The 4997-nt window shown below is 72.8% G+C and carries 4 protein-coding genes; 1 reads left to right on the top strand and 3 read right to left on the bottom strand.

Translation table 11 applies throughout. From position 1 onward, the window contains the following. The 3 genes from FE256_RS17445 to FE256_RS17435 form a co-directional block, all read right to left on the bottom strand. Entirely contained in the window at positions 1-2793 is a 2793-nt protein-coding gene (locus FE256_RS17445) for a molybdopterin-dependent oxidoreductase (RefSeq protein WP_138178180.1), read from the bottom strand. Positions 2794-2938: 145 nt separating this feature from the next. Further along, positions 2939-3772, bottom strand: coding sequence for an FAD binding domain-containing protein (locus FE256_RS17440; protein WP_138178176.1), 834 nt, complete (start codon positions 3770-3772; stop codon positions 2939-2941). Positions 3773-3774: 2 nt separating this feature from the next. Beyond that, positions 3775-4389 (bottom strand): pyridoxine/pyridoxamine 5'-phosphate oxidase, encoded by a 615-nt coding sequence (locus FE256_RS17435; RefSeq protein WP_138178173.1) that lies wholly within the window; start codon positions 4387-4389, stop codon positions 3775-3777. A 143-nt stretch (positions 4390-4532) separates the two neighbouring features. On the opposite strand from FE256_RS17435, the gene FE256_RS17430 reads away from it, so the two are divergent. Continuing rightward, on the top strand, positions 4533-4997 hold a 465-nt coding region (locus FE256_RS17430; RefSeq protein WP_212743541.1), incomplete at its 3' end, for a methylenetetrahydrofolate reductase C-terminal domain-containing protein.

The following is a 4997-nucleotide window of genomic DNA, read 5'->3' as shown; positions in this document are numbered from 1 at the left end:
TCACTCCCCGCCGGCCAGCCTCCACACGCGGTCGCGCGAGAACGGCAGCTCGTAGCCGCGACGGCCGAGCGCGCGCGACACCGCGTTGCCGATCGCCGCGCCCACCGGGTTGTACGGCGACTCGCTCATCGACTTCGCACCGAACGGACCCAGCGCATCGTCGGTCTCGGCGAAGTACACCTCGGTGTCGGGCACGTCGGCGAACTGCGGCACGCGGTACGTGCGGAACACGGCGTTCTGCACCACCCCGTCCTCGAGCATCACCTCTTCGTACAGCGCGCCGCCGAGAGCCTGCGCGGCACCGCCCTCGATCTGCCCGCGGCACTGCGCCGGGTTGATCACTACCCCGGCGTCGGCGGTCTGGATCGACTGCAGCACCTTCACCGTGCCCGTCTCGGGGTCGACGGCCACTCGCGCGGCGTGCACGTTGAACGCGAGCGAGCGGAAGTCGCCGAACTCCGCGCCGTCCGCCGTGAGTCCGTGCTCGTCGAGCATCGTCTCGGGGGCGGCCGCGACGATCCGGTCCCACGGCACCAGCTCGTCTCCGGCCAGGATTCCGGATGCCACGATCTCGGCGGAGTCGGCATCCCCTCCGGCGAGCTCCACGGCGATGTCGATCATGCGCCGGCGCAGCACGGTGCAGGCGCCGTGCAGCGCCTTCCCGGCGACGGTGGTACCGGCGGAGGCGAAGGCTCCGGTGTCGTGGCGGACGGCGTCGGTGTCGGCGGCCCAGAGTTCCAGGCGCTCCGGAGAGGCGTCGAGCACCGTCGCCGCGATCTGCCGGTGCACGGTCGAGGTGCCGTTGCCGAACTCCGCGGTGCCGACGCGCAGCAGGTACGTGCCGTCGGGGCGCAGGGTCGCGGTCGTGTGGGCGATGTGCCCGCGCGGGGCCATCGTCGCGATCATCGCGGCGGCCATGCCCTCGCCGACCGCCCAGCCCGCGGGGGCCTCGACGCCGTTGCCGCGGCGGAGGGCGTCCTGCGCGAGGTCCAGGCACTGGTCGAGGCCGTAACTGCCCCAGATCAGGTCTTCCTCGTACTTGTCCTCGTCGGGGTGGAGCGGGTCGCCCTCCGTCACCGCGTTGATCCGGCGGAGGTCGAACGGGTCCATCCCCAGCTTCTCAGCGAGAGCGTCCATCGCCGACTCGACCGCGAACACGACCTGCCCCAGCCCGTACCCGCGGAACGCGCCCGAGGGCGGGTTGTTCGTGTAGACCGCTTCGGCGTCGATCCACTTCGTCGGCACGCGGTACAGCGTCGTCGACTCGGCGCACGAGTGGAACAGCACCCCGATCGCGTGGTTGCCGTACGCGCCGGTGTCGCTGAGCACGTCGATCTTCATCGCGGTCAGGGTGCCCGCGGCATCCGCCCCCAGAGACACGCGGACGCGCATCGGATGCCGCAGCGACGCGCGCACGAACTGGTCGGTGCGCGAGAACTCGTACGCCACCGGGCGGCCGAGCTTCAGTACGGCCAGCGCCGTGAGGTCTTCGGTGAAGAGCTCCTGCTTGCCGCCGAAGCCGCCGCCGACCCGGTTCGCGAACACGCGGATGCGGTCGCGCTCGAGGCCGAAGACGTGCGCGAGTTCGTTGCGGGCGAGGAACGGCACTTGCGTCGACGAGCGGATCACCAGGCGGCCCTCGTCGTCGAGCCACCCGACGGATCCGTGCGTCTCGAGCGCCGCGTGGGTGACGCGCGACGAACGCCACTCGCCGGTCACCGTGGCGTGGCTCGCGGCGAGGGCTTCGTCGATGTCGCCGCCGTGGCCGGTGTGGAAGCCGGCGACGACGTTGCGTCCCGCCTCCATCACGCGCTCCTCGGGCGTGCGGTCGGGGTGCAGCAGCGGAGCGCCGGGGCGGCGCGCGTCCTCGGGATCGAAGACGGCGGGGAGCACGGCGTACTCCACGCGGACTGCGCGGCAGCCGGCATCCGCGGCCTCCGCCGTCTCCGCGACGACCGCCGCGACCCGCTGGCCGACGTGGCGGACGACGTCGTCCAGCATCCGCGTGTCGTCGGGGTCGTCGGTGCGGTGTTCGTGACGGCCGGTGGAGTAGAGGGTCTCGGGAACGTCGAGGTGGGTGAAGACCGCGACGACGCCGGGCAGCGCCAGCGCGGCGGTGGTGTCGATCGAGGTGATCCGGGCGTGGGCGTGGGGTGAGGTGACGACGCGCAGCACGAGCGGCGGGCCGCCGGGCACGGGCTCGTCGAAGGTGAACGGCTCCGTGCCCTGGACGATGCGGCGGGCGGCCTCGGGTACGACGGAGGTGCCGACGCGGCCGGCGTCTGCGATGCTGCCGTCCCGTGCTAGTGCGAGCGCGGGGTGGCCGTTCGGCGCGGTGGCGGGTCCCGTCTCGCGCACCGGGCCGAGCACGGACTCCCGGATCGCCTCACGGATCGGCCGGTATCCCGTGCAGCGGCACAGGTTCCCCTTCATACGGCGGTCGAGGTCGTCGAGATCGCTCTCGCAGAGCGTGGATGCCGTGACGCTCATGCCCGGGGTGCAGAACCCGCACTGGAACCCGAATCCGGATGCCAGCGCCTCCTGCACCGGGTGCAGTTCGTCGCCCGGTGCGAGCCCGGCGGCCGTGGTGATCGCGCGACCCTCGAGTCGCATCGCGGGGACGATGCACGAGTGCGTCGGCTCACCGTCGATGAGCACGGAGCACGCGCCGCAGTCACCCGCGTCGCACCCCTTTTTCACCTCGACGTGGCCGGTCTCACGCAGCAGCGTCCGGGCGCACTGGCCCGGACGGGGGTCGGCATCGACGGCGGATCCGTTGACCTCGAACCTCACGCGGTGCCCTCCTGGCGGACGTGTGTCGGGCGGGGCCGGTGCCGCGCTCCGGAGAAAGCGGTCCGCGGGGCGACGTCGGGGTGCGCGGCGAGCGCTTCCCGGCGCAGAACTCCCGAGCGTGGGACGGCACTGCGGAACCCGGCGTTCACGCGGCGCCCTCGTGCATGGTCTGCACGAACCCCGCGCGCAACCGCTCGGCGAGCACCACGCTCACCCCGCGGCGCCAATCGGCGCTGCCGAGCGGATCGGTGTAGAAATCGGTCGCGGATGCCACGGCATCCCGCAACTCTCCCGCTCCGGGCACCCGCGCGAACCGCAGCACGCGCGGCCGACGCACCGCGGCCGTGACGACGAACACCGCCGCGCCGTCGGGGTCGACGCGAGCGGTGACGACGGCGCCCGAGCGGCCGAGTTCGGCGAGGGCGATCTTCTGCAGCGCCACTCGGGAGGTCAGCGCCGCGAGCGGGACATCGAGGGCACGCAGCACCTCGCCGGGCTCCAGCGAGGTTGCGGCGTTGTCGATCACGAGGTCGGCGACGGCGATCCGGCGTTCGCCGCCGTCGGGGGTCCACACCAGGGCCGTGGCATCCAGGGTCGAGAGGAACGCGATCATCGCCCCGGCCGCGAACGCGCGGCAGACGTTGCCGCCGACCGTGGCGGTGTTCCAGATCTTGAACGACGCCAGCAGCGCGTCAGCAGCGGGGCGCGCGAGCGCGAGCGACGTCCATTCGGCGGGAGCCTCACGGTCGACCCACGCGAGCAGGCGCGCGATCGTGCACGTCGCGCCGATGCGGAGCCCGGCGTCGGTGACCTCGACGTCGGGCCAGCCGAGGGTCGTGAGGTCGACGAAGCCGGTGGTCGCGGGCTGCGGCTCGCTCATGAGCCACGTGCCCCCGGCCATCACGACCTCGCCCGGAGCCAGCGCGAGATCGTCGCGCGTCCGGGCGGCGCGGTAGGAGGTGACGGTGGTGATGTCCACGCTCAGCCCGCCAGGATCTCGCCCGACCACGCGCCGTCGGCGAGCCGGTAGTGCTGGCGCGTGCTCTGCCCCGCCGGGTCGCCCCGCCAGAACGTCAGCGTGAGGGGACGCAGCCGAAAGCCGACCCAGCGTTCCGGCGGGTCGAGGACGGGGTGCGCGGAGTCGAAGTCGGCCCAGACGCGTCGGCGCTCGTCGGTGGGGAGCTGGGCGTTGTCGAGCGTGTTCATCCACGCCAGCAGCTGCAGGTAGCGCGAACGCTGGGCGTACACAGCGGCGGCCTCGGGCGCGCTCACGCGTTCGACGATGCCGCGCACGACGAGCTGCCGTCCCACCTCGGGCCACGCGACCGACATCGCCGCGACCGGGTTGGCCGCGATCTCGGCGACCTTCGCGCTGGCGGAATCGGTGTGGAAGTACAGGCCCGTGGCATCCCGATCGCTCACGAGCACGTGACGCAGCGACGGCAGACCGTCGCGGCCGATCGTCGACAGGGCCGCGAGCGGGCGCAGTTCGCTGTCGTGCGGCGGGAGCCACCGCACCATCAGCGCGAGCGGGTCGGCGACGAGGGCGTCGGTCTCGTCGAGATCGGAGCCGAACGTGGTGCCTGCCGTGATCATGGCCACCTCCGGGTGTGCAGCGTGCACCGCCGAGCGTAGGGACCGCGCGTTTCGGCGATGTTGCCGCCATGAACATTCGCTGAAACACGCGCTCCGTACACTCCCGGGCGTGGGGCCACGGCGCCCCGGAACGGAGGCGCCCCGTGCAGGTCCTGCCCCTTCTCGATGCGTGCCCCAAGCGCACGGAATACGGTCCGTGCGGCGGCGTCGGCTTCGGCGGATCGTGCGAGATCGACGCTTCTCGCGCGTGCACGTTTTTGCCGCGGTCGACGGTGACGTGGGCCGGCGTCGACCGGGTCTCGGCACCGCCCCCCGGCCCTCGCACCGCCGCCGCCGCAGAGACCCTGGCCTCTCTCGGCACGCGCCCGTGGGTCGTGGCCGATCTTCCCGCGCGGGCGTTGAGCGTGGCATCCATCGATTCCTGCGCCGCGGTGCTCGCGGGAGAGGTGGATGCCGTCCTCGCCGGCGACGCGGGATCGGCGCGTGTGCAGTTTCCTCCGGCCTACCGGGCGTACCTGCTGCGGCGCGCGGGGCTGCGGGTGTGGACGGGGCTGAACATGCGAGACCGCAACCGCGTGGCGATCGAGGGGGAGCTGGCGGCCCTGGCC

It is taken from the genome of Microbacterium sp. 5K110 (assembly GCF_005774735.1).
In the GTDB taxonomy this organism is placed as follows: domain Bacteria; phylum Actinomycetota; class Actinomycetes; order Actinomycetales; family Microbacteriaceae; genus Microbacterium.
The sequence above is the reverse complement of the archived record's forward strand: the minus strand, read 5'-3'. Positions and strand labels throughout refer to the sequence as shown.